Genomic DNA, 24,882 nt, shown 5'->3' with positions numbered 1-24,882 from the left:
TTAATCATAAAATACCATCCGTGATCACGGATGGTATTTGTTCAGCCGTTCGACCTGAGCGATCGGTTCGGCAGCTTCCAGTTAAACATATAGGAGCATACTCTGCAGGCCACAAGCACGGCAAACAGCATATACAATGTGAGAGGCTTCTCCGCCCAGCCCATTCCGATCACCAATCCGCCTAAAGCGGCCCACACGGCGTAAATTTCCGTTTTCAGAACAAGCGGCTTGCGCCCGGCCAATAGATCCCTGATCATTCCGCCGCCGCTTCCCGTGAGAACCGCAGCAACGATCACCGCACTGACCGGATGGTTCATGTGTACGGCATATAACGCCCCTTGGATCGCAAACGCGGATAATCCGATCGCATCTGAAAAGCTTCCCCATATCTTCCAGTGCTTCAACAGCAGCTTCGGAAACAAAAAGACAAACGTAATCGAAATAAGAGCGATTTGAAACAGGGCTCCCTGCTCCCAGAGAGCGGACACGGGGACTCCGATCAGCAGATTTCTGATCGCGCCGCCTCCGAAGGCGGTGACAATTCCCAAAATATAAACTCCTAAAATATCATACTCTTCTTCCATTGCGACGATCGCTCCGCTGATCGCAAAAGCGATCGTTCCGATGATGCTCAACGCTTCCCAAGCCATCTAAGGTGTCCTCCATACTCATCTTCAATCTTTTTGATTTTATAACTTCTCAATCATTTAAATCAACCCTGTGAAACAAAATGTCTTATAATAAAAAAACGACCTATTTTTGGAGAGCAAAAAACATGGAACAGGGAATCATCATCGAAAAAGCAAAAGTCTCCTAAGGCGAAGGATTTTGCAGCGGAAAAAGAGAAGCTCAGCCATGTCTGCGGAACATTGTTTCTCGCAATCGAACACATCGGCAGCACCGCTGTTCCCGGCCTTGCCGCAAAGCCGGTCCCTCGATATCATGGCCGGCGTCAAGCGCCTTGATGATGCTGAACGCTTGATTGAACCGCTGCAAAAGCTGGGCTATGAAATGTCATACACGAAGCATTTTCGGCAATGCGCTTTTTTCGAAAAGGAAAATGGCGGGCCGGCACACACCATCTGGATATTTATGTTTTTCAGAGCGAAGAGTGGAAAAATCAGCTGAAATTCCGAAATGAATGAAGAAAGGACCCAAGGACGAGGCGAGCCTATGAATCATTGAAAAAAGACTTGGCCCGCCGCTTTCCATATACCTCTTACACAAAGGGGAAAGAACCGTTCATTAGAGCGGTCATTGCAAAAGCAAAACATCAGGAATAAACGAAAGGAGCATGTTGCATGTTTAAAAAGACAAAACAAAAATTGATCACGATTGCGATTGCGTTCATCATGGCTGTCTTATTGTATTATTATGTGCAAATGACAAAGTAAATAAGACCGCAAAAACCGGTCTTATACGTCTAAAACCATTTTGACTGTTTTGAGGCTGTGTCCTGCAAAGTCTTCTTCATATTCGGAAATCTCCTCAAAACCTTTCGCTTTATAAAAATGTTTTCCGGTGCGGTTATCTTTCTCCACTTCTACAAAGATTTTGTTCACACCCTCCAAGCGCTTGATCCCCTCTTTAAGCAGTGCGGACCCAATGCCGTTTCCTTGGTATTCCGGATATAAATAAATGGCCGCGAGATACGCCTCCCCTCCTTCTTTGACAAAGGAGCAGTTGACGAAACCGACGATTTCCCCGCCCGCTTCTGCCACGAGAATCAAAGAGCGCTCCATACGCTCAAGCATTCTCTCATCGCTGTATGCGGACTGCAGAAATTCCTCTTGAACACTGCGGGGAATAATGCCATCATACGTATCATTCCAGCTCGTTTTTGCAACCTGCTGAACGGAAGCAATGTCTTCCATCTCCATTTTGCGTATGTCAAACTCCAACTCCATCACCCTTCCAAATCATTCAATAATTTCAAATATTATAACATTGATAACTGTAAAGAGGTAGATGGCATGAAAAAAAGAGCATTGCTTGACAATGCTCTTTTACTCCTCTTTCCCCTTCAAAAAACACATCAAAATAATGATCAAAATAAATGCGGTAAGGGCGAGAAACGGAATCGTGATGAAGCCGAACCAATTGATGTACTCCCCTGAACAAGGCACACCGGTCACACACGGCTTAATGCCGTTAAAGCCGGGTATCTTCTGCTCCAAATAGTGCATCAGGGAAATGCACCCGCCGATGATCGCCATCGGCAGCACATATTTTTTAACCTTGACATCACCTTGAAACGTGGCGATCCCGAGAATCAGCACCAGCGGATACATCATGATCCGCTGATACCAGCACAGTTCACAAGGAATGAATTGACGGATTTCGCTAAAGTACAGGCTGCCGAGGGTCGCGGTCAAAGCAACGATCCAGGCGCCGTACAGAAAGACTGCTTTATTTCTCATCCGAGTTGCCTTTCAGCTCTTTTTCGATCGCTTCTTTGATCTTGTCATAATCAAATGGTTTATCGATCTTTACACCGTTGACAAAGATGGTCGGCGTCGAGTCCACATTGTATTGGCTGATGAGCGACTCGTCCGTTCCCAGCTGTTCAGAGAACGTCTTATCATTCAAGCTTTTGACAAGCTTGTCACCCTTCACCTTTGTATGGGCTTCGGCAATGTCCGCCAATTTGGCCGGTGTCGCCCACTCATTTTCCATCGTATCGTTGTCCGGCTGCGCTTTGAATAAAGCTTCATGGAACGCCCAGAATGAATCAGGGTCTTCCTTCCATACCTGTTCAGAAGCGAGGGCGCTCAGCTCTGATCCTCTGCCGTGCTGCTCATTGACGAAATTAATATATGAAAAATTGATTTTTCCTTTGTCGATGTAATCTTTTTTCAAATCAGGAAATACCGATTCCGTCCATTGTTTGCAGCTCGGACACTTGTAATCTCCGAATTCGGTCACCGTCACGGCCGCGTTTTTGTCCCCTAGAATCGGCTGTCCTTCTGTTGACGGCTTTTCATCGTAGTTTTGTGAAGCGTTTTTTGTTTGATTGTTCAAAACGACGAGCGCTCCGATCAGAAAAACGACCACGACTGTCATGATCACTGCAAATTTCATCGGTGACTGCTGTTTCTTTTTCACTTAGACACCTCATTATTTCTTATTTTTGTACCATCAGTTTTATATCTTCTTCATTTTAACAAGACAAGCCGTGTTCGTGAAGATGCCAAAAAATGATTTTCCAGTTCTTTGGACGGAAAAAAAGTTACATTTCCTTGACTTTTAATACGCGCATCGCATTTAAAACAGCGAGAAGCGTGACACCGACATCTGAAAATACGGCTTCCCACATCGTCGCGATGCCGAACGCGCCCAAGAGAAGAAAAACGCCTTTAATGCCGAGCGCGAACATGATATTCTGCCAGACGATCCTTCTCGTCCGTTTGGCAATGCCGATCGCTTCAGCGATTTTTGACGGCTGATCCGTCATGATGACGATATCGGCGGCTTCAACAGCCGCATCAGAACCAAGGCCGCCCATCGCAATTCCGATATCCGCCCTCGCCAAGACCGGTGTATCATTGATTCCGTCTCCGGCGAAAAGCAGCTTTTCTTTCCGGAGCTTCCGCCCTTCAAGTTCTTCAATCCGGTCAACCTTATGCTGCGGAAGCAGCTCCGCATGCACTTCATCAATGGCAAGCACCTTCCCAACGGCTTCGCCGACCTCTTTTGCATCTCCCGTCAGCATCACCGTTTTCTTAACACCCGCTTTTTTCAAGGATGAAATCGCCTGCCGGGCATCTTCTTTTATATCGTCGGCAATCAAAATCGAACCGATAAACTCTCCGTCGGCCGCCACATATATCACCGTTCCGATGCCGTTTTTCTCCTGATAGCGAACATTTTCTTTCTCCATCAGTTTGGCGTTTCCGGCCAAAATGACCGTTCCGTTCACTTCCGCCTTCACCCCGTAGCCGGATATTTCATTGTAATCTTGAATGGCTTCGGCTGATACGGATTTCCCGTATGTGTCGCGGATCGATTCGGCGATCGGATGTGCGGAGTGATATTCGGCGAACGCCGCGTATTCAAGGAGCTTTTCCTCCGTTATGTCCTGATGGGCCGGTGTCAGTTTGACGACGGCAAATTCACCTTTTGTCAATGTGCCCGTTTTATCAAATACAGCATATTTGACATCATTGAGCGCTTCTAAATAATTGCTTCCTTTGACCAGAATGCCGGCTTTTGATGCCGCACCGATGCCTCCGAAAAAGCCTAACGGAATAGAGACAACAAGCGCGCATGGACAAGAAATGACCAAAAAGACAAGCGCTCTGTAAACCCAATCCGATAATAGAGCTCCCGGAACGATCAAAGGCGGCACAAATGCGAGAAGAAGGGCGACAATGACGACGAACGGCGTATAATACTTGGCAAACTTGCTGATAAAGTTCTCGGTTTTCGCTTTTCTTGCGCTCGCATTTTGAACCAAATCAAGAATTTTAGATACGGTCGATTCGCTGTATTCCTTGACGACTTCGACTTTGAGCACGCCGTTTTTATTGACAAAGCCGCTGAGCACCTCTTCCCCGGGCGCCGCTTCGCGCGGCACGGATTCCCCGGTTAGCGCAGAAGTATCAACCATCGACTTTCCTTCTAAAACCTTGCCGTCAAGAGGGATTTTTTCCCCCGGTTTAATGATGATCACATCGCCTGCTTTGACAATGTCCGGGGATACCTTGGCCGTCCCGTCCTCTGTTTGCAGATCGGCGTAGTCGGGGCGGATGTCCATCAAATCGCTGATCGATTTTCGCGAGCGGTTGACAGCGGCTCCCTGAAACAGCTCGCCGATTTGGTAAAACAGCATAACGGCGACACCTTCCGGGTACTGCTTGATGATGAATGCGCCGATCGTCGCGATCGTCATTAAGAAATGCTCATCAAAAACCCGGCCGCGAAACATATTTTTAACCGCTCTTAACACGACGTCACCGCCGATGAGAAGATAAGCAAGGATAAAGAAGAGAAATTCAGGTGCACCGCCGGCAGAAAAAAGAAAGCCTGCCGCTCCGAGAACGGTTCCCGCGATCAGTCTTGCGATCGTTTTTTTCATGCGCTTTCCTGCGGTATGCGTTGAAGAAGAGGCGCCTTCCTTCAGTGCCACATGTACGTGCGGTTCAATGGCCGTCACTTTTTTCTCGATTTCCGAGGATATGTTTTGGCTTGTGTCTTTGTTGACCCTGACGGTCAGAGTGGTTGTGGCAAAATTGACCGAGCACGCATCAATTCCTTCCATGCCGGCGATTTCATTTTCAATTTTCTGCGCGCAGTTCCCGCAGTCAAGGCCGTTTAGCATGTATTCTTGCTTCACTTTGTCCATCTCTCTCACCTTTCTTTTAAGCGCCGTGACGGTTCATTTTATATATGAGCATATATGCATATATTATGTAACCTTATTATATGCTCGATCCGGAAAATGTGTCAATCGCTCTTTTGTATGAATCGGTCCCTTTTCTTGCCGGTAAAACGCAAATGGGCATATTGGAAACGCTGTCTCAATATACTTAGTTTAGCTATTAAACTAACAAGCTTTCATTCACAAGGAGTGAGCGTCTTTGAAAAAACGATGTCTGATGATGATCTGCCTCGCCTTTTTGTTCGTGTTTGCCTCCGGATGCAGCGGCGACGGTACAGATGGGCAGAATGCAAAAGAAGTCAAAGTATGGGATTATTTCACAGGCAAACAGCAGGAGCTTTACCATGAACTGGTCGATCAGTACAACCAATCACAGGACCGGTTTCAAGTGGTCACAGAATACATCCCTTTTAACGAAGTTAAAAAGCAGCTTTCCGTGGGGACAGCCGGAAATGCGCTGCCTGATGCGGTGTTTCTCGACAATGTCGACAATGCTTCATTTGCCGCAATGGGTGTTCTTGAGGATTTGACGGACAGAATTGAAAAATGGGGGCAGATCGATCAGTTTTATGAAGGACCTTTATCATCGGCCCGTTATCAAGAAAAGTATTACGGCATTCCGTTTGCAAGCAACGCACTGGCGTTGTTTTACAACAACGATCTGCTCCAGGAAGCCGGAGTGACGGGGCCGCCGAAAACGTGGGACGAATTGAAGGAAGCGGCCAAAAAAGCGAGCAAAGGCCAGACGAAGGGCTTTGCGATGTCGGCGGTCAAATCGGAGGAAGGCGCTTTTCAATTTTACCCGTTCCTCCTGTCTGCGGGTGCAGATTTTGACAGCCTCCAATCAAAGGAAGCCGAACATTCCCTGCAATTTTTAACCGATTTAGTCAAGGAAGGCGCGATGAGCAAAGAAGTGTTAAACGCCACACAGGATGATCTGGCCAGACAGTTTGCGGCGGGACAGCTCGCCATGATGATCAACGGCTCCTGGAATATTGAACGGTTAAAAGGAGCCGAACAACTGGATTACGGCATCACTTTTATCCCGAAAGATCAAAGATATGCATCTGCTCTCGGCGGAGAAAATCTCGCCGTTGTCAAAGGGAAAAATACCGAAGGTGCATGGGATTTTATCACCTGGCTCCTCGATCCCGGCCGGCTTGAAACGCTGACGGCGGAAACCGGCGTTTTTCCGCCGCGGAAAGATCTGCTCGAATCGTCGGATCATTGGAAAACGGATCAGAATCTAAAGTCGTTTATCCCAATCATGGATATCGCATCGGCGCGGGGGCCTTCCAAAGACTGGCCGCACATTTCCGAATCGCTGCAAATGGCTCTTCAGCAGGCTCTGAGTGAAAGCAAAACACCGAAGGAAGCGCTGGATGAGGCCGCACGGAAGGTCGAAACACTAAAATAAGGAGTTTGATCATGATCAAAGCGTTCGTCCGAAAATGGGAAGGGTATTTCTTTATTTTTCCGGCTGTCCTGTTTATGTTGGCCCTGATCGGCTATCCCTTGATCTACAATATTCTGCTCGGTTTTCAGAACCTGTCGCTTGCCAACTTCGCCTCCCAGGACGCCGGCTTTGTCGGGTTTGAAAATTACAAGCGGCTCGCTCAAGAAAACGTATTCTGGGTTTCTTTGAAAAACACGCTGCTTTACACCGTCGGAAGCGTTGTTTTTCAATTTGCGGCCGGTTTTTTGCTGGCCTTGTTTTTCAGCATGAAGTTCCGCCTCGCCCCGTTTCTCCGCGGGCTGATGATGGTAAGCTGGCTGATTCCGCTGACGGTTACGGCGCTTTTATTTAAATTTATGATGGCTTCGGGTGAAGGGGTTTTCAACCAGCTCCTGCTTTCATGGGGCATCATTGACCACCCCGTCCCATGGCTGTCAAACCCGAATGTTGCGATTTGGTCTGTCATCATCGCCAACATCTGGGTCGGCATCCCTTTCAATATGCTGCTCATATCCGCCGGCCTCGGTTCGCTTCCGGAAGATGTCTATGAAAGCGCCAGCCTTGACGGCGCAGCCCGTTTCCAGAAATTCATCCATATCACCCTGCCCTTATTGCGCCCGGTGATTACCGTCGTCATGATGCTCGGCTTTATTTACACCTTCAAAGTGTTCGACCTTGTCTTTGTGATGACGGGCGGCGGTCCGGTACAGTCGACCGAAGTCCTTTCAACCGTGAGCTACCGCTATTCTTTTAACGAGTTTCAATTCAGTATGGGAGCTGCCAGCGCCAATGTCTTGTTTTTGATTCTCCTTTTGGTCAGTCTCGTCTATCTGCGGCTGATTAAAAAAGATGAGGTGATGTAGTCATGCCGCGACGAAAAGAATGGCTCCTCAACATCATCGGGATTTTCATCACGGCTGTGTTTCTCTTTCCCGTTTACTGGATGATCGTCACGGCCTTGAAAAGCGAAGCCGAATTGTTTAAGATGCCGCCTTCCTTGTGGCCTGAGACATTCCAGCTTTCCAATTTTCAAGCTGTTTTTAAAGAGGGTGTCACCGGACATTTCATGAACAGCGTGCTGATTTCGGGAGTTGCGGCCGCGATTGTTCTGCTTTTGGCCGTCCCTTCCGCCTACGGTTTGGCCCGCTTTCCAATCCGCGGCAGGAAATGGTTCATCCTGTTGTTTCTGGTGACGCAGATGCTGCCGGCGACCGTTATTTTGACGCCGCTGTTTATCGCGTTTAACAAGCTGCACATCCTCAACACGTACATCGGACCGATTTTGGCCGCCGCAACACTTGGCATCCCTTTCTCGGTTTTGATGCTCAGAACCTTTTTTCTCGGGATACCGAAGGAGCTTGAAGATGCCGCCAAAATTGACGGGTGCAGCCGTTTTACAGCGTTTGTCCGCATCATTTTGCCTGTTGCCATGCCGGGAATTGCCGTCAGCGGAGCGATTTCCTTCTTTTTCGCATGGGGCGATTTAATTTACAGCATGACATTCAACAGAAACCAGGAATTGTGGCCGCTTACGGCGGGCATCTACAATGTGATCAGCCAATACGGCATTCAGTGGAATCATCTGATGGCATTTGCCGTCATTTCGGTTGTTCCGGTCATCATCATGTTTGTCATGCTGCAAAAACATCTTGTCAAAGGGCTTGTCAGCGGTTCAATCAAGTAAAAAGAAAGGGTGCTTTACCATGAAATTTTCCGACGGCTACTGGCTGACCCGTGACGGGTATGAGATCAGCACGCCAAAAGAAGCTTACGACCACCGGATTGATGAACATTCATTAACGGTTTACGGACCCGTCAAAGCGATTCAAAAAAGAGGAGACACGCTGGATACCCGCATGCTCACCGTCAGGTTTTCAAGCCCGTTTAGGGATGTGATCCGCGTGCAGGTTTTTCATTATAAAGGAAGGTCGCCAAAACAACCGGAATTTAAGCTGCAAATGACAGACACGAAGCCTCTCGTTTCAAATACGGACAATGAATTGACGCTGAAAAGCGGCCGCTTAAGCGTCACCGTAAATCAACAAGATTGGCGCTATCAATTTTCGCGGGACGGACAGAAGCTCACAGGCAGCGAGCCGAACAGCCTCGCCTACATCGCGGGCGATGACGGACGCACCTTTATCAGGGAACAGCTCGATATCGGCGTCGGTGAAATGATCTACGGCCTCGGGGAGCGCTTTACGGCATTTGTGAAAAACGGCCAGAGCGTTGATATCTGGAACAAGGACGGGGGCACAAGCACTGAACAGGCCTATAAAAATGTCCCGTTTTACTTGTCGAACAAAGGGTACGGCGTCTTTGTCAATCATCCTGAACTCGTCTCTTATGAAATCGGTTCTGAAGTCGTTTCAAAAGCGCAATTTTCGGTTGAAGGCGAATCGCTTGATTATTTCATTATCAGCGGATCAGAACCAAAAGAAGTGCTTAAGAATTACACCCGTCTGACAGGAAAACCGGCTCTTCCGCCGCCATGGTCGTTTGGACTGTGGCTGTCGACATCTTTTACAACCGATTATTCGGAAGAGACGGTCACCCGCTTTATCGACGGCATGAAGGAGCGGGATATTCCGCTCAGCGTCTTCCACTTTGACTGTTTTTGGATGAAAGAATTCGAATGGTGCAATTTTGAATGGGATGAGCGCTTTTTTCAAAATCCGCAGGAAATGCTCGGCCGCTTGAAAGACAAAGGGCTTAAAATCTGCGTCTGGATCAACCCTTACATCGCTCAAAAATCAAAGCTTTTTGAAGAAGGCAAAGAAAACGGTTATTTTCTAATGAACGCCCGGGGCGATGTCTGGCAGTGGGACCGCTGGCAGGCGGGAATGGCGATCGTCGACTTTACCAACCCAAAAGCGCGCGATTGGTACTGTTCAAAGCTTGAAAGACTGCTGGATATGGGAGTCGACTGCTTTAAGACGGATTTCGGCGAAAGAATTCCAGCGGATGCGGTCTATTTTGACGGGTCAGACCCTGAGAAAATGCATAATTATTATTCATTTTTATATAACAAAACCGTGTTTGACCTGCTGAAGGAAAAACGCGGTGAACAGGAAGCCGTCGTCTTCGCCCGTTCGGCGACTGCCGGCTGTCAGCAGTTTCCCGTTCACTGGGGCGGAGATTGTTTTGCCAGCTATGATTCAATGGCGGAAAGCCTGCGCGGCGGCCTGTCCCTCTCCCTTTCCGGCTTTGGGTTTTGGAGCCATGACATCGGCGGCTTTGAAAGCACGGCGACTGCCGACTTGTATAAACGCTGGACGGCATTTGGACTTTTATCGACGCACAGCCGCCTCCATGGCAGCGAATCGTACAGGGTGCCGTGGCTGTTTGACGAAGAAGCGTCAGATGTGATGCGGTATTTTGTCAAATTGAAGCACAGACTGATGCCTTATCTGTATGCCGCCGCATATGAAGCGCACACAGAAGGCGTCCCGCTGATGCGGGCGATGCTGCTCGAATTCCCTCTAGACAGAACTTGCGACTTTCTTGACAGACAATATATGCTGGGGGATGCTTTGCTTGTCGCGCCGATTTTTCGGGAAGACGGCGCTGTCAGCTACTATCTGCCGAAAGGAACGTGGACACACCTTTTAACAGGAGAAGACACCGAAGGCGGAGAGTGGAAGGAAGAGCAATACGGCTATATGGGGCTTCCCCTCTTCGTCAGGGAAAACACGCTGCTGCCGCTCGGCTGTGAAGCAGACCGTCCTGATTACGACTACCTCGATGATGTTTCGTTTTGCCTCTACCATTTGAAAGACGGATGCACAGCTGAACGGACGATATATAACGAAAGATGCGAAGTGATGACGATCAAGGCTTTTCGAAAGCAAAACACCATTACGGTTCAAGCTCAAGGCACCCAAAAGAAATGGAGGCTTTTGATCCGCGGTCATTCCCCCGTCAGCACAGTGATAAACGGATCATTGGAGGCCCTTCAGGAAGGAAGTGCGATTCGGCCAAAAGAAGCGGATCGCGATGTTGTGATTTTTTTCTAAAAGGAGTGAAAGACATGCTGAAGATCACCCGGATCCTCCTCTTGTCTTTGTTGTGCGCCTTCCTTGCCGCCGGTTTCAGTCTGCCGCAGCCGGCGGCAGGCAAGGCCCCGAGATACGATTTCCCGTTTCAAAATCCCAAGCTTCCCGTTAAGAAAAGAGTCAGTGACTTGATCTCCCATCTGACGCTCGCTGAAAAAGTGTCGCTGATGCATCAGTATCAGCCGGCCATTCCCCGCCTCGGCATTCCTGCTTTCAAGACGGGTACCGAAGCGCTTCACGGTGTTGCCTGGCTCGGGGAAGCGACCGTTTTTCCCCAAGCCGTCGGGCTCGCCCACACTTGGGACCGCGCCTTGATCAAGGAGGTCGGCTCAGCGGTCGGTGACGAGGTCCGCGGTTTTCATCATCTTGATCCGGCGGCAAACGGCGTCAATGTCTGGGCTCCCGTCGTCGATTTGCTCCGCGATCCAAGATGGGGCAGAAATGAAGAAGGCTATTCTGAAGACCCTTTTTTAACAGGAGAAATGTCAACCGCTTATGCGGCAGGGTTAAGGGGAGATGACCCCTTCTATTTGAAAACGATTCCAACTTTAAAACACTTTCTCGGATACAATACGGAAACGAACCGGGGCTTCAGTTCAGCGAGCATTGACCCGAGGAATATGCAGGAATATTATTTGAAGCCGTTTGAATCGGCCATTACCGAAAAAGCGGCGTTCGGCCTGATGCCCGCTTACCATTCCATCAACGACAAGCCCGCGATTTTGAGCCCGCTCCTTCAAAGCACTGTCAAACAAAAATGGGCCGGGGACGATTTCTTTATCGTAAGCGATGCTTATGATCCGTCAGGGATTGTCAATGACCACCATTACTACGACAACCATGAAGAAGCACATGCCCACGCTGTCAAAGCAGGCGTTGACAGCTTCACAGATCAGGATCAAAATCCCGAGCTGACAAAGAACGCCATCACGGGAGCGTTAAAAAAAGGGCTAATTTCCGAAAAAGACCTGGATCAGGCATTGGCAAACGTATTCAGCCTCCGCTTTCGCACAGGCGAATTTGACCCCGATGAACGCAATCCGTACAGCCGCCTGACTGATGACGTCATCAACAGTCCAAAGCACCAAAGGCTTGCGAAAGAAGCCGCGCAAAAATCAATCGTTTTATTAAAAAACAGCAAACAGCTTCTCCCCTTCAATAAGCGGAAAAAAGAACAGATTGCAGTCATCGGCCACCTCGGGAATACGCTTTATGAAGATTGGTACAGCGGTACGATGCCTTATCAAATCACCCCGCTTGACGGAATCAAAGACAAAATCGGCGAAGAGCGTGTCTCTTTTGCAGAAGGCCTCGAACATGCCGGATTCAAATCCATACTGACCGGAAAATATGTAACGGCCGGGCGCGGCGGCAAACAGCCGCTAGCAGCCGCAGCGGAGAAGCTTGAGCACAATGAGACATTCGACTTGGCCGACTGGGGAGGCGATGTATACACACTGCGCGCCCAAGCGAATCGCCGCTATGTCTCGCTTCAAGACGACGGTCGTTTAATCGCCAATCAAAAACAGCCGAACGGCTGGACGGTTCGCGAAACCTTTCAGTTCGAAAAGCTGTCTGACGGAACGTTCGCTATCAAAAACAAAGCCAACGGCAAATTCATCTCCGCCGCAACAGACGGCACCTTAACGGCCTCCGCGGAAAAACCGGCTTCAGCGGCAGAAAGGTTTGCAAAAACCATCGTCAAAAACGGAATAGATGAAGCCGTCCAATTGGCGAAATCGGCTGACAAAGCGATCGTTTTCGTCGGAAACAACCCTTACATCAACGGCCGGGAAACCGAAGACAGAGAGGATATCAAGCTTCCTTTCGCCCAGGAAGAGCTGATCAAAGCTGTCCATCAAGCCAATCCGAACACAGTGCTAGCCGTCATCAGCAGCTATCCGTTCGCACTGAATTGGGCCGACAGACACATCCCCGCGATTTTGTATACCTCCCACGGGGGACAGGAAGCGGGAAGCGCTCTGAGCGACATCCTCTTCGGTGATAAAAATCCCGGGGGACGGTTAACACAAACGTGGTACACATCTGCCAGGGACCTCCCTGATATGACGGACTACGACATCATCAAAGGAAAGAGAACGTACAAATATTTTGACGGCGATCCCCTGTATTCGTTCGGACACGGTTTATCATACACATCATTCCGCTATTCAAGCTTATCCGTTTCCTCAAACACCTTAAAAAAACGGGGAGCCGTCACGGTTCAAGTCAAGATCACCAATACGGGAAACAAAACAGGTGATGAAGTCGTCCAGCTCTATACCTCCCCCCGGTTTAAAACACGGGTTAAGCAGGCAAAACAAGATTTAAAAGACTTCAAGCGGATCACGCTTTCTCCGCAGGAAACGAAGACCGTGTCTTTCAAGCTGAAGCAAACAGACCTTGCCTTTTGGGATGTGACAAGAGAAAAGTTTGCCGTTGAAAAAGGCCCTTACCGAATCGCCGTCGGCAGCTCATCAACAGATATCCGCCGGACAAAGCCGATCCTTGTTGACGGAGAAACAATTCCGAAGCGGAACCCGGCGCAAAAAACAAAAGCCGAAAACTATGACGACTACAAAGGCGTACAGATCACCGAAGAGTCCAAATCAGGCGGTGATGCGGTCAAAAATGACGAAAACGGCGCATGGATCTCCTATAAAGATGTCCGCTTCAAAGGTGAAAAGCATTTGAAAATCAGAGCCGCAAGCAGCGGAGGCGGAGAAGTCGGCATCTACCTTGGGCATCCGGGAAAAGGCAAAAAAATCGGTTCTTTAAAGATCCCTGACACATCGGGACTGCAAAACTGGAAAACACTCGAAACACCCGTCAAAAGAACAGCAGGAACACACCATATTTATTTCGTTTTCCAAGGAAGCATTTCGATCGATACCTTTCAATTTCAACGCTGACAAAATAAAAAAGGCCATGCAGAGGATTCTGCATGGCTTTCGTCATTTTTTGTGTATTTTCACGCTTTACATTTTGGGAGATATGTATTAGAATTCTAGAAAAGTTGCATTAGGTAAAAAAAATAGCCTAAGGTAATAAAAAGTTACTAAGATAAAAATATTGTATTTAGGTCAAATTTGATATAGACATAGAAAGGGGTTAATGAACACTATGAAACCCGCAATCACTGTAAAAGATTTATATGTTTCATACCATGGCACTGAAGCGCTCCACAATATCACTTTCTCAATCAGCCAGGGCAGAATGGCCGGTATAATCGGACCGAACGGCGCCGGAAAATCAACGCTATTAAAAGCCGTACTGGAGCTGATTCCGAAGGATAAAGGCGACATCCGCCTGCTGGGAAAACCGCTTAAAGACGTTCGCAAAAAAATCGCCTATGTCCCTCAGCGGAATGACATGGATTGGACGTTTCCCATCAATGTGCTCGATACGGTTCTGCTTGGAACATACCCTGAACTCGGTGTTCTCCGCCGCCCGAAAAAGCGCCATAAAGACTTGGCATACCACTGCCTGGAAAAAGTCGGGATGGCGTCATTTGCCAAGCGTCAGATCGGCGAACTGTCGGGCGGACAGCAGCAGCGCGTTTTCCTCGCGCGGGCCCTCGCCCAAAATGCGGAGCTGTTTTGCCTTGATGAACCATTCGTCGGCATTGATGTCACAAGCGAAGACATGATTATCGCCATCTTAAAGGAACTGCGTGACGAAGGAAAAACCGTCCTTGTCGTCCATCACGATTTAAGCAAGGCGGACAGCTATTTCAACGAATTAATTTTGCTGAACAAAAAGCTGATTCAAACAGGCCCTGTCACCGACATTCTCAAGCCCGAGGTCATGATGAAAGCTTATGAATCGCAGCTTCCGTTTCTGCAAACAGAAAGGGGGGCCATCTGATGGAATTTATCAGCGGCTTGATGGACTACACCTTTCTGCAAAAATCGCTGTTCACTTCGATGATGGTGGGGATCATCTGCGGTGTGATCGGCTGCTTTATTATCTTACGGGGGATGGCGCTGATGGGTGACGCCATTTCCCACGCCGTCCTCCCAGGTGTCGCCATCTCGTATATGCTCGGCGTCAATTTCTTTTTCGGAGCCGTCTTTACAGGGGTTCTGACGGCACTTGGAATCGGCTATGTCAGCCAAAACAGCAGGATTAAAAACGACTCGGCCATCGGCATCGTCTTTACGGCGTTTTTCGCCATCGGCATTATCTTGATCACACTTGTGAAAAGCTCAAGCGACCTGTACCACATTTTGTTCGGCAACGTCCTGGCCGTCCGTTCATCAGACATGTGGACCACGCTCGTCATCGGCATCATCATTCTCACAGCGGTCTTTTTATTTTATAAAGAACTGCTCATCACGTCTTTCGATCCGACGATGGCTGCCGTCTACGGGTTGCCGAACCGGCTGATCCACTACTTTTTAATGACGCTTTTAACACTGGTCACCGTCGCGTCTCTCCAGACCGTCGGCATTATTCTCGTCGTCGCGATGCTGATCACACCGGCCGCCACCGCTTATTTATTAACGGACCGGCTTTGGGTGATGATCTATATGGCCGCATTCTTCGGCGCATTGTCAGCCGTCATCGGTCTCGGTTTAAGCTACACGTACAACCTCTCATCAGGAGCGGCGATCGTACTGGTGGCCACCATTCTCTTCGGTCTTGCCTTTACGTTTTCACCAAAACAGGGCGTGCTGTGGAGATCTTTGAAGTCAAGAAGAAAAAGGGCAGAGCTTCAACATTAATCGAACATAAAGGGGGAAAACAAATCATGAAAACCTTGCGAACATTTGCGATTTTGGCGGCTGTGGTCATGCTTTTTGCCGCCGGCTGCTCATCGAAAGAAAGCAGCGGTGAAAACGGAAAATTGAAAGTCGTCACCACCTACTCCATTCTCTATGACATCGTCAAACATGTCGGCGGTGACCACATTGATGTCTACAGCATTGTACCGGTCGGCACAGATCCGCACGAATACGATCCGCTTCCAAAAGACGTCCAAAAAACGACGGATGCCGATATCGTCTTTTATAACGGACTGAACCTGGAAACGGGCAACGGCTGGTTCAACAAGCTGCTTGAAACGGCTGAAAAAGCGGGCGATGACGCCCCAGTCTACAAGCTGAGCGAAGGGGTCAAAGCAAAGCACCTCACCTCTAAAGGAAAAGAAACGGAAGAAGACCCGCATGCCTGGCTCGATATTGAAAACGGGATTCGATATGCCAAAAATGCCAGAGACGCGCTGATCAAAAACGATCCTGATCATAAAGAAGACTATGAAAAAAACGCGAAAACCTATATCGAAAAACTGCAAAAGCTCCATGACGATGCCGTCAACCGCTTCAAAGACATCCCGAAAGAACGCCGCATCCTCGTGACAAGCGAAGGCGCTTTTAAATATTTCGCTTCGGCCTACGGTGTCGACGCCAATTATATTTGGGAGATTAATACCGAAAATGAAGGGACACCGGGCCAGATGAAAAGAATCGTCGACACGGTGAAGAAAAGGGACGTTCCGGCGTTATTTGTTGAGACAAGCGTTGACCCGCGAAGCATGGAAAGCTTGTCCGCGGAAACCGGCGTGCCGATCAAAGGAAAAGTCTTCACAGACTCCATCGGAAAACCGGGGGAAGCCGGAGATTCATATTATGATATGATGAAAGAAAACCTCGACCGGATCCATCAAGGGCTCGCCGAATAAACTTGCGCTGCTGTACATCAAGTACAGCAGTTTTTTTATGCTTGTTTCCATCTCTTTCAGAGCCCGCCCCACGATCTTGCCAGGCTTGCCCCTCAAAAATAGCGTATCTTGATTTTTTCTTCATCCTCTCTCGCAAACCGATACAATAGAACTATAAAAGGAGGTTTCCAGATGAAAGGCGGCCTGTTTCAAATGACTTCTGACATATATCAGACGCTCAGCGATTCTGAACGGCATTTTCCAATCAGCTGCGGCGCTATGTAAAGGAGCATCCCGATGCAAACGACCCGAGAAAACCAAAGAAGAGATGAAAAAATCGCAGAAGAAAAAATTCTGATGTGCATGAGTGATGGCAAATATTAAATCACAAAAAACCGGACGCCTTCCTGATTTGCAGGCGTCCGGTTCAACATCCAGATGTCATTTCATTTCTGATTGATGGCTCGAATGTTCTGCGGGAGCGGAATTCTGGCTGAAGAAGATGGTGTATACGCCGATGACGATGCCGACGTATACAATCGCTGAAACCGCCCAGATGAGCACTCTTTTATTGTTCACGACGGGTTCCTCCATTCCAGTTTCACCTTTTGCAGCCTGAGCGCATTCAGCACGACCGACACTGAACTGAAGGCCATCGCCGCTCCGGCGATCCACGGCGCCAAAAGCCCCAAAGCGGCAAACGGAATGCCGACACTATTGTAAGCAAACGCCCAGAAAAGGTTTTGTTTAATATTTCTGATCGTCAGCCTGCTCATGCCGATCGCGTCCGCAATGCTGTTCAAATCGCCGCGGATCAAGGTAATATCGGCTGCTTCCATGGCGACGTCTGCTCCGGTTCCGATCGCCATTCCGGTGTCGGCCGCCGCCAGTGCCGGAGCATCATTGATTCCGTCGCCAACCATGGCGACTTTTTTGCCTTCCGCCTGGATCTTTTTCACCTGATCTGCTTTTCCTTCCGGGAGAACTTCGGCTATCACATGCTCAATCCCCGCTTCAGCCGCAATCGCCTCAGCCGTCTTCCGGTTGTCGCCGGTCATCATCACGACCTCCAGCCCCATGTTTTTCAGCCTTTCGACAGCCGCTTTTGACGTATCTTTGATCGTATCAGCCACGGCAATCAGCCCGGCATAGCGTCCGTCAACAGCGACAAGCATCGCCGTCTTTCCTTGGCTTTCAAGCTTTTCCATCTCGGTGCTTGCTTCATGAATGTCAATATCATGCCGCTCCATGAGGCGTCTTGTACCGATCAAAATCGGTTGGCCGCCGGCAACCGCCTCAATACCGTATCCGGGTATCGCTTCAAAGCTTTCAGGACCTGTCAGCTCAATCCCTTTTTCGCTGATTCCTTCAACAATCGCTTCGGCAAGAGGATGCTCGGAGTTTTTTTCCGCCGAACCGGCCAGTTTGAGAAATTGTGCTTCCTCAATCCACGGTGCCGGACGGACATCGGTCAGCTGCGGCTTTCCATTTGTTACGGTTCCTGTTTTATCGAGCACGATCGTCTCCAAACGGTGGGCCGTCTCCAAATGTTCGCCGCCTTTAAATAAAATGCCGTATTCAGCGGCGCGGCCGGACCCCGCCATAATCGAAGTCGGCGTCGCCAGCCCGAGCGCACAAGGACACGCGATTACAAGCACCGCGATCAATTTTTCCAGCGCTGTCCCGAATTCTCCGGGGCTCACCAAAAGGTACCAAACGATAAACGTCACAATGGCGATCGCCACAACGATCGGCACGAATACTCCTGAAATCCGGTCGGCCAGGCGCTGAATCGGCGCTTTTGATCCTTGCGCCTCTTCCACCACTTTAATAATTTGCGCTAAAGCGGTATCTTTGCCGACTTTTTCGGCTTTGACTTTGATAAATCCGTTTTTATTGATGGTGGCGCCAATCACCGCGTCTCCAACCGTTTTGTCAACAGGGATGCTTTCACCGGTAATCATCGATTCATCCAAGGCTGAACGTCCTTCGACGATTTCTCCGTCGGCGGGAACTTTTTCCCCCGGTTTGACATGCATGATATCACCGGCTAAAACCTCTTCAATCGGCACCGTGATTTCCGCGCCGTTTCTGACAACGGTCGCCGTTTTCGCCTGCAGCCCCATCAGCTTTTTGATCGCTTCTGATGAGCGGCCTTTCGCTTTCGCTTCAAACAGCTTTCCTAAAATAATCAGTGTCAGAAGAATGGCGCTCGTTTCATAGTAGAGGCCTTCGGCGTGATGGCCGCGTCTAAGACTTTCAATACTTAAATAAAAGCTGTAGAAATAAGCGGCCGACGTCCCCAGCGCAACCAGCACATCCATGTTTGCGCTTTTGTTGCGGAGCGCTTTATAGGCCCCGATATAAAACTGCCTGCCGACGATAAACTGCACCGGTGTAGCCAAAGCGAACTGCACCCATGGATCCATGAACATGTCCGGCAGCCAGATAAAAGCCGTGAATTTGAAATGGCTGACCATTGCCCAAAGGAGAGGAAAAGACAAGATCACGGAAAAAATCAATTTGCCTGTTTGATTTTCAATGTCTTTTTCTCTTTGCTCGGCCGAGCTGTCCCGGGTGCGGTCTTTTTTCAACTCCAGCTTGTAGCCGAGCTTTTGTGCAGCTTCTTCCATATCTTCCGGAGAAACCGCGCCGGGATGGTATTCGACTGCAGCCGTTTCAAGCGCGAAATTTACGGCGGCGCTTTTGACGCCAGGCAGTTTGTTGAGGCGCTTTTCGATCCGGTTTGCACAAGCCGCACATGACATGCCCGAGATGGAAAATTCGGCTTTTTCGACAGCTACTTGATAACCGAGCGACTCCACCTTTTCAGCCAGCTGTCCGACATCGACTTGAGCGGGATCATAGACGACTTTGGATTTTTCCAAAGCTAAATTCACATTTGCGTCTTCAACTCCGTCAAGCCGTTTCAGCCCTTTTTCAATCCGCGCTGCACATGCTGCACACGTCATGCCGGATATTTGCAGTGTGGCCTCCTTTTGTCCATCCATGTTTATCACTCCTTATATACCCCTAACAGGTATATTCAGTGCAGAAAAAACCGCGCTTGATAAAGCGCGAACGCTTTTCCTAGCTTGCGACATCATACCCCTGATCCTCGATCGTATCAACGATCTCCTTCAGCGATACTTTTTCTGAATCAAAAGAAATTTCGACAGTGCCGGCGCCCAGATCCACCTTTACCGCTTCAACGCCGCCAAGCTCGCCGACGCTTCCTTCAACAGCCTGAACACAATGATTGCAAGACATTCCTTCGACTTTCAACGTTTTTTGTTCCATATTGAAAACCTCCTTGATTTTATATTACCATACCCCTGTAGGGTATTTCAATACGTTATGATTTTGAAAACCGTTTAAATACATCGAGAAGCTCTTCAATGGCTTCATCTCCCTCGCCCTTTTTCACGGCGTTGGCTACACAGTGGTGTGTATGATTTTCCAGCAGGCTGAAAGCCACCTTTTGCATGGCCGCCTGAACGGCGGAGATTTGCACCAAAATATCGACGCAATAGCGGTCGTTTTCAATCATGTTTTGAATACCTCTGACTTGTCCCTCGATTCTTTTCAAGCGGTTTTTGATCTGTTCCTTTTCTTTGGAACTTTTAGGGTTAAGCATATGATCATCATGATGTTCTGACATCGGAACACCTCTCTTTCAGTTATAGTCTGCCACAACCTTGTTACCATTATAAAATGCAAAAGGAAACATGTCTAAAAAAAGATACCCCGCATTGGCTGCGGGGTGTGTCTGTTTCGCTTTTATTTATTTAATGCTTTGAAGAATTCCCTCATAAACTCAGGAAGATTCGACCAATCGTGTCCTGAAACAAGGTTTCCTTCCACATGGAGCTTTTCTTCGATGTATGTCGCGCCAGCCGCTTCAACTTCAGGTTTGCAGGCAATGTAAGCCGTCAGCTCACGGCCTTTCAGATGTTCTCTCAGGCTTGTGAAAATCAGGCTCGCATGGCAGATGGCACCGACAGGTTTATTTTCTTCAAAGAAATGGGCGACGATCTTTAATAAGGAATCATACATCCGGATGAACTCAGGCGCTCGTCCGCCGGGGATGATCAGGCCGTCATACTCGGAAGGGTCGACCTCGTCAAATGAAGCGTGCGCATCAATTAAATAGCCCGGTTTTTCCGTATATGTATCCCAATCTAAGAAGTCATGAACAACCGTATGGATTTTTTTCTTTTTAGGCGCGGCAATCGTTGTTTCAAAACCTTCTTCAAGACAGCGGTAATAAGGGTAATACACCTCTAATGCCTCCACAGCGTCACCTGTTACAATCAACACTTTCTTCGCCATCAAAAACATCTCCTTTCTTTTTTTACTCTTCTATTTTATCTGAATCGGGCTGTAATTTAAAACCAAAGTGCTCAGACCTGATTTAGCCGACAATGGTGATCTGTTCGGTTTTCTCCTTCAGCTCTTCGAGGCTTCCTTGATCGATCCCTGAATCCGCGATGATGTGATATCCGTCGTGAAGCCGGTCGATCTGCGAAAATGCCCGCTTGCCGAATTTGCTGCTGTCCGCCATTAAAATCGTCTGGTCGGCGATGTCGATCATACGCTTTTTCAAGAGGGCCTGCCATTCGTTTGAATCGCTTAAGCCGCTCTCGGGATCGACGCCTTTGCATGAGAGAAACGTTTTGTTGACGTGATACAAATCAAGGGAACGTTCCGCCAGAGGCCCGACAAATGACATCGATTCAGGAAGCAGCATCCCTCCGGTGGAAATCACCGTTATCTTTTCTTTTTTCGCAAGCTCCATCGCCACTCTGACTGAATTCGTAATGACGGTCAGCGGGATGTTTCCGAGCGTTTTGGACATATACCACGCCGTCGTGCTGGCATCGAGGATGATCCGTTCCCCGCTTTCCACAAGCTTGACGGCTTCATAGGCAATCATTTTCTTTTCCGCGACGTTTGTAATCTCCCGTTTTCGAAAATGAATCTCGGCTTCCTCGGTCTGTACACTGACGGCGCCCCCATGGCTTCTTTTCAGCTTGTTTTCTTTTTCAAGCTTTTCTAAATCGCGCCTGATCGTTTCCTCCGTGACGGAGAAAATTTCACTCAGCTCGGTGACGCGCACGCTCGAACGCAGATTGACAAGCTCAACGATTTTTTGGTGTCTTTCAGCTACAAGCATCCGTTTACTTCCTTCCTCTATTGAAAAATCACTGTTTTCTCCATGATAGCGCATCAGCGGTTCAGCGGGAAGAGACGCTACAGAATATGTTCGTAATAATGTTGATAAGCCGCTTCCCAGGCCCGCACATCTTCAGGTGTGTACGTTTTTTGCGGAAAGGAGGCTTTAATGGCATGACGCGCTTCCTGAACATCCCAAAACATGTCAAGCGCCATCGCCTGAACGGCAACATTGCCGATCGCACTCGCCTCGGAAGGCCCCGCCCAGACCTTTTTGGCCAATACATTCGCCGTGTACTGGCAGAGCAGCTCATTATGAATGCCTCCCCCAACCATGTGAAGCCCTTCGTACTGTTTTCCGGTCAGCCGCTCGATCCGCTCCAAGGTAAAACGGTATTTGAACGCAAGGCTTTCCAGGACACAGCGGATGATCTCTCCAGGCGTTTCCGGCACCTCCTGGTTTGTGTTCCGACAGTAGGTCTGAATCGCTTCAGGCATATTGACGGGATTGAGAAACATGCTGTCATCAGGATCGAGCACCGCTTTAAAACGAGCGGACCGTCCGGCAAGCCTGACAAGTTCTTCGTTCGTAAACATAAGCCCCCTTTTTTCCCAATCGGCTTGGCAGCGCTGAAAAAGCCATAATCCCATAATGTTTTTCAGGAAACGGAATGTCCCGCCGACACCGCCTTCATTTGTAAAGTTCCAGTCTAAAGCGTCCTTACTCATGATCGGCCTGTCGAGCTCCGTTCCGATCAGCGACCACGTCCCGCAGATCAAGTAGACGAAGTCTTTCGTTTCCGCGGGAACGCCGACAACCGCCGAAGCCGTATCGTGTTCACCGACCGCGATCACCGGCACTGCCGGAACATCCAATTCTGCGCATACAGATGATGTAAGGCGCCCTGCTTCACTTCCGGGTTTGAGGATGTCGTTTGGGAAAATCGCAGCCGGAAGACCGAGGCGGCTGATCAGTTCACGATCCCAGCCGGAGATTGTCGGATTAAACAGCTGGGTGGTTGTCGCATTGGTCCATTCGCTTTTTTTCTCGCCTGTCAAGAAGTAACGGAGCAAGTCGGGGATCATTAAAAGCGTCTCAGCGCGCTCGAGGAGTGGAGAATTCGCCCGTTTCAGCGCGTAAAGCTGAAACATCGTATTGAAGGGCAGCATCTGAATGCCCGTATGTGCAAATATCTTTTCCCTTCCTATTTTTTCAAATACTTCCTCCATCACACCCTCTGTGCGGGGATCGCGGTAATGATAAGGATTTCCCAGCAATTCTCCGTTTTGATCAAGGAGGCCGAAATCAACCGCCCAGGAATCGATCCCGATGCAGCTGATTCGGCCGCAGCCGTTTTTCGCTTTCAACACCCCTTGTTTGATTTCATGAAAGAGGCGGAGAATGTCCCAATACAGATGCTTCCCCGCTTGAACGGGCTCATTTGCGAAACGGTGAATTTCCCGCACTTTGATCAGGCTGTCGTCAACATACCCTGCAAAAGCTCTTCCGCTGCCCGCCCCGAGATCAAATGCCAAGATTGTCACCAGCTTGCACCGCCTTTGCCGCGCACGAGGATTTCTTTGGCATATCCGCTTTCCTGATAGGCTTTCAGCGGATCGGCCGGGACATTCATCTCCTCGCGTACGGCATGAAGAAGCGGCTTCACATCCAGTTCAAAAGCTTCGCGCACCGCCGCCTCACAAGCAAGGACATCGTGGTTTTCCTGCGCTTCTTTGACTTCTTCAAAATTGATGAGAAGCGCTTTTGCATAATAGGTCTGTACATTGACGACCGAGCGCAGCACAGCCGGGATTTTCGGCTCAAGATTATGGCATTGGTCAAGCATGTAGGAAATCTGTTCCGCTTTCCTCCTCACATGTGGGTCAGTATCGCGGGAGGCGTCTAAAATTTGATAAAAAATGAGAAACAATTCGTACGGATTGTGGGCGCCGACGATTAAATCGTCATCCGCATATTTGCGGCTGTTGAAATGAAAGCCGCCCAAACGCTGCTCATCGAGTAAATAGGCAACAATATGTTCAATGTTCGTTCCTTGCGGATGGTGGCCGGTATCGACGAGCACATCAGCCTTTGGACCGAGCTTTTGCGCCAGATTGAAGGCCATGCCCCAGTCCGCCAAATCGGTATGGTAAAAAGCCGGCTCAAAAAATTTATACTCAATCAGAAGCCGCATATCATCAGCAAGCGCCGCGTACACTTCCTTCAGGCATTCATACATCCAGCTTTTCCTCTTTCTCATGTCAGCCTGCCCCGGATAGTTGGTTCCGTCGGCAAGCCAGAGGCTGATTTCCTTTGAGCCGGTTTGTTTTGCGATGTCCACGCATGCAAGCAGATGGTCTGTCGCTTTCTTGCGAATCTCCGTTTTTACATTGGTAATGCTGCCGAATTTGTAGTCATCGTCTTGGAACAGGTTCGGATTGACGGCCCCGATCGCAACACCCAGATCTTCGGCGTGTGCTTTCAGCTTTGCATAATCATCGACCCTGTCCCATGGAATATGGATGGCAACGGACGGACAAACGCCAGTCAGCTTATGGACAACTGCGGCATCCTCCATTTTTTCAAAAGGATCTCTTGGCACACCTTCTTGCTGAAACACTTTAAAACGTGTGCCCGAATCTCCGTACCCCCATGAAGGCGTTTCGATTTTAAGCGCTTTCATTTTTTCGATTGCTTCCGTCAGGCTGATCCCCCTGTCTTTCTGCTGCTGTTCAAATAAAGCGTAAGATTGATCACTCATTGTACACCCATCCCCTTTATTTTATTGGTAGCGGATACGCCATTGTCGACATTAAAGCCAGTTCAGGCTGTGTTGTATCCATCCGGCTGTACTGGACGATAACGGGCAGATTGCTTTCAATCTCAATGGCATAAGGAACATTTTCGGGAATACGCGCTCCCGATGTCTCCAGCGAGCTTGTGCGGATATGTTTTGTTCTTCTGCCGCCAACCGTCTCCACCATCCCCTCAAGCGGCGGCCGATCCTCAAAATAGACTGTGATGTGAAGCTCCGCATCCTCCTCATGGCAATTCAAAACGCAAATCGATTCATGGCTGGTGAGACTCCCGGAGCTTTGAGGCGGGATAAAGCCGTCCGGTATGATCCAATGCCTTTCACCTTTCATCTCCCTT

24 protein-coding genes and 1 pseudogene are annotated in these 24,882 nt (G+C 49.0%); 11 read left to right on the top strand and 14 right to left on the bottom strand.

What is annotated here, in order from left to right:
* Positions 1 to 41: 41 nt before the first annotated feature.
* Positions 42 to 650, bottom strand: coding sequence for a trimeric intracellular cation channel family protein (locus M654_RS04425; protein ID WP_026588756.1), 609 nt, complete (start codon positions 648 to 650; stop codon positions 42 to 44).
* Positions 651 to 737: 87 nt separating this feature from the next.
* On the opposite strand from M654_RS04425, the gene M654_RS04420 reads away from it, so the two are divergent.
* The 3 genes and pseudogenes from M654_RS04420 to M654_RS24300 all read left to right on the top strand — a co-directional run.
* Positions 738 to 965 carry a GrpB family protein gene (locus M654_RS04420; RefSeq protein ID WP_152521007.1) on the top strand — a complete coding sequence of 76 codons (228 nt, stop codon included), beginning with the start codon at positions 738 to 740 and terminating at the stop codon, positions 963 to 965.
* Positions 856 to 1,128: a GrpB family protein gene (locus M654_RS24185; RefSeq protein ID WP_051290434.1), complete on the top strand. Its 273-nt coding sequence runs from the start codon at positions 856 to 858 to the stop codon at positions 1,126 to 1,128. Before M654_RS04420 ends, M654_RS24185 begins: the two co-directional genes overlap by 110 nt.
* Positions 1,129 to 1,157: 29 nt before the next feature.
* Positions 1,158 to 1,283, top strand: a pseudogene (locus M654_RS24300) (hypothetical protein); the annotation flags it as partial.
* Positions 1,284 to 1,415: 132 nt separating this feature from the next.
* Here M654_RS24300 and M654_RS04405 read toward each other — a convergent pair.
* From M654_RS04405 to M654_RS04390, 4 genes are all read right to left on the bottom strand, one after another.
* A complete protein-coding gene (locus M654_RS04405) occupies positions 1,416 to 1,901 on the bottom strand; it encodes a GNAT family N-acetyltransferase (protein ID WP_026588757.1) in 486 nt (161 codons plus the stop codon).
* Positions 1,902 to 2,006: 105 nt separating this feature from the next.
* The gene (locus M654_RS04400; RefSeq protein ID WP_026588758.1) at positions 2,007 to 2,420 is read right to left on the bottom strand and encodes a disulfide oxidoreductase; all 414 of its coding nucleotides are present in this window, start codon (positions 2,418 to 2,420) and stop codon (positions 2,007 to 2,009) included.
* Positions 2,410 to 3,105 (bottom strand): DsbA family protein, encoded by a 696-nt coding sequence (locus M654_RS04395; RefSeq protein WP_026588759.1) that lies wholly within the window; start codon positions 3,103 to 3,105, stop codon positions 2,410 to 2,412. The genes M654_RS04400 and M654_RS04395 overlap by 11 nt, the downstream gene beginning before the upstream one ends.
* Positions 3,106 to 3,229: 124 nt before the next feature.
* Complete coding sequence (locus M654_RS04390; RefSeq protein WP_035428486.1) at positions 3,230 to 5,344, bottom strand: heavy metal translocating P-type ATPase; 2,115 nt, start codon at positions 5,342 to 5,344, stop codon at positions 3,230 to 3,232.
* Positions 5,345 to 5,579: 235 nt separating this feature from the next.
* On the opposite strand from M654_RS04390, the gene M654_RS04385 reads away from it, so the two are divergent.
* The 8 genes from M654_RS04385 to M654_RS04350 all read left to right on the top strand — a co-directional run bounded on the left by M654_RS04385 (position 5,580) and on the right by M654_RS04350 (position 16,574).
* The gene (locus M654_RS04385; RefSeq protein WP_026588761.1) at positions 5,580 to 6,797 is read left to right on the top strand and encodes an ABC transporter substrate-binding protein; all 1,218 of its coding nucleotides are present in this window, start codon (positions 5,580 to 5,582) and stop codon (positions 6,795 to 6,797) included.
* Between the two features lie 11 nt (positions 6,798 to 6,808).
* Positions 6,809 to 7,699: a carbohydrate ABC transporter permease gene (locus M654_RS04380; RefSeq protein WP_026588762.1), complete on the top strand. Its 891-nt coding sequence runs from the start codon at positions 6,809 to 6,811 to the stop codon at positions 7,697 to 7,699.
* 2 nt (positions 7,700 to 7,701) lie between these two features.
* Complete coding sequence (locus tag M654_RS04375) at positions 7,702 to 8,520, top strand: carbohydrate ABC transporter permease (protein ID WP_026588763.1); 819 nt, start codon at positions 7,702 to 7,704, stop codon at positions 8,518 to 8,520.
* Positions 8,521 to 8,539: 19 nt separating this feature from the next.
* On the top strand, positions 8,540 to 10,852 hold the full coding sequence (gene yicI / locus M654_RS04370; protein WP_026588764.1) for an alpha-xylosidase: 2,313 nt from the start codon (positions 8,540 to 8,542) through the stop codon (positions 10,850 to 10,852).
* Between the two features lie 14 nt (positions 10,853 to 10,866).
* A complete protein-coding gene (locus M654_RS04365) occupies positions 10,867 to 13,803 on the top strand; it encodes a glycoside hydrolase family 3 C-terminal domain-containing protein (RefSeq protein WP_026588765.1) in 2,937 nt (978 codons plus the stop codon).
* A 211-nt stretch (positions 13,804 to 14,014) separates the two neighbouring features.
* The gene (locus M654_RS04360) at positions 14,015 to 14,758 is read left to right on the top strand and encodes a metal ABC transporter ATP-binding protein (RefSeq protein WP_026588766.1); all 744 of its coding nucleotides are present in this window, start codon (positions 14,015 to 14,017) and stop codon (positions 14,756 to 14,758) included.
* Positions 14,758 to 15,618, top strand: a complete 861-nt coding sequence (locus tag M654_RS04355) for a metal ABC transporter permease (protein WP_026588767.1) — start codon at positions 14,758 to 14,760, stop codon at positions 15,616 to 15,618. Before M654_RS04360 ends, M654_RS04355 begins: the two co-directional genes overlap by 1 nt.
* A 26-nt stretch (positions 15,619 to 15,644) precedes the next feature.
* Positions 15,645 to 16,574, top strand: a complete 930-nt coding sequence (locus M654_RS04350) for a metal ABC transporter substrate-binding protein (RefSeq protein WP_026588768.1) — start codon at positions 15,645 to 15,647, stop codon at positions 16,572 to 16,574.
* A gap of 420 nt (positions 16,575 to 16,994) precedes the next feature.
* Here M654_RS04350 and M654_RS23470 read toward each other — a convergent pair whose 3' ends face one another.
* The 9 genes from M654_RS23470 to M654_RS04310 form a co-directional block, all read right to left on the bottom strand.
* The gene (locus M654_RS23470; protein ID WP_179115647.1) at positions 16,995 to 17,132 is read right to left on the bottom strand and encodes a hypothetical protein; all 138 of its coding nucleotides are present in this window, start codon (positions 17,130 to 17,132) and stop codon (positions 16,995 to 16,997) included.
* Positions 17,129 to 19,564 (bottom strand): heavy metal translocating P-type ATPase, encoded by a 2,436-nt coding sequence (locus M654_RS04345; RefSeq protein WP_026588769.1) that lies wholly within the window; start codon positions 19,562 to 19,564, stop codon positions 17,129 to 17,131. Before M654_RS04345 ends, M654_RS23470 begins: the two co-directional genes overlap by 4 nt.
* A gap of 79 nt (positions 19,565 to 19,643) precedes the next feature.
* Positions 19,644 to 19,853 (bottom strand): copper chaperone CopZ, encoded by a 210-nt coding sequence (gene copZ, locus M654_RS04340; protein WP_026588770.1) that lies wholly within the window; start codon positions 19,851 to 19,853, stop codon positions 19,644 to 19,646.
* A 55-nt stretch (positions 19,854 to 19,908) separates the two neighbouring features.
* Complete coding sequence (locus M654_RS04335) at positions 19,909 to 20,214, bottom strand: metal-sensing transcriptional repressor (RefSeq protein WP_026588771.1); 306 nt, start codon at positions 20,212 to 20,214, stop codon at positions 19,909 to 19,911.
* Between the two features lie 119 nt (positions 20,215 to 20,333).
* Positions 20,334 to 20,885, bottom strand: coding sequence for a DJ-1/PfpI family protein (locus M654_RS04330; protein ID WP_026588772.1), 552 nt, complete (start codon positions 20,883 to 20,885; stop codon positions 20,334 to 20,336).
* A gap of 82 nt (positions 20,886 to 20,967) precedes the next feature.
* The gene (locus M654_RS04325) at positions 20,968 to 21,729 is read right to left on the bottom strand and encodes a DeoR/GlpR family DNA-binding transcription regulator (RefSeq protein WP_026588773.1); all 762 of its coding nucleotides are present in this window, start codon (positions 21,727 to 21,729) and stop codon (positions 20,968 to 20,970) included.
* Positions 21,730 to 21,806: 77 nt separating this feature from the next.
* Positions 21,807 to 23,273 (bottom strand): rhamnulokinase, encoded by a 1,467-nt coding sequence (locus M654_RS04320; protein ID WP_026588774.1) that lies wholly within the window; start codon positions 23,271 to 23,273, stop codon positions 21,807 to 21,809.
* A complete protein-coding gene (gene rhaI, locus M654_RS04315; protein WP_026588775.1) occupies positions 23,270 to 24,490 on the bottom strand; it encodes an L-rhamnose isomerase in 1,221 nt (406 codons plus the stop codon). The genes M654_RS04320 and rhaI overlap by 4 nt, the downstream gene beginning before the upstream one ends.
* Before the next feature lie 16 nt (positions 24,491 to 24,506).
* Complete coding sequence (locus M654_RS04310; RefSeq protein ID WP_026588776.1) at positions 24,507 to 24,875, bottom strand: sensory rhodopsin transducer; 369 nt, start codon at positions 24,873 to 24,875, stop codon at positions 24,507 to 24,509.
* Positions 24,876 to 24,882: the final 7 nt, after the last annotated feature.

It is taken from the genome of Bacillus sp. NSP9.1 (assembly GCF_000465465.2).
GTDB classification, from domain to species: domain Bacteria; phylum Bacillota; class Bacilli; order Bacillales; family Bacillaceae; genus Bacillus; species Bacillus sonorensis_A.
Note: the sequence above shows the minus strand (reverse complement) of the source record. Positions and strands in the feature narration are given on the sequence as shown.